The sequence below is a fragment of the Rhodococcus sp. PAE-6 genome, from assembly GCF_025290685.1.
GTDB classification, from domain to species: Bacteria; Actinomycetota; Actinomycetes; order Mycobacteriales; family Mycobacteriaceae; genus Rhodococcus; species Rhodococcus pyridinivorans.
Window position 1 is genome coordinate 1 of record NZ_JAOCLZ010000293.1, and the last position, 227, is coordinate 227.

The 227-nt window shown below is 69.6% G+C and carries 1 protein-coding gene; it reads left to right on the forward strand.

Translation table 11 applies throughout. From position 1 onward, the window contains the following. The coding region (locus tag NVV99_RS27085; protein ID WP_260783362.1) for a transposase at positions 1–227 on the forward strand (227 nt) is incomplete at both ends.

Genomic DNA, 227 nt, shown 5'->3' on the forward strand with positions numbered 1-227 from the left:
TTCCCCCTAGTCACGGCGGTGACCTCGGCGAACACCCATGACAGTGTCATGTTGCAGCCGATGGTTGCTGCGATTCCTGCGGTGCGTTCGCGTCGTGGTCCGTGTCGTCGCCGGCCCGGCCGGTTGCGGGCGGACAAGGGTTACGACTATCCCGTGCACCGCCGGTGGCTGCGGGCCCGGGGCATCGTTCCGCGGATCGCCCGCCGCGGCGTCGACAGCAGCGAACG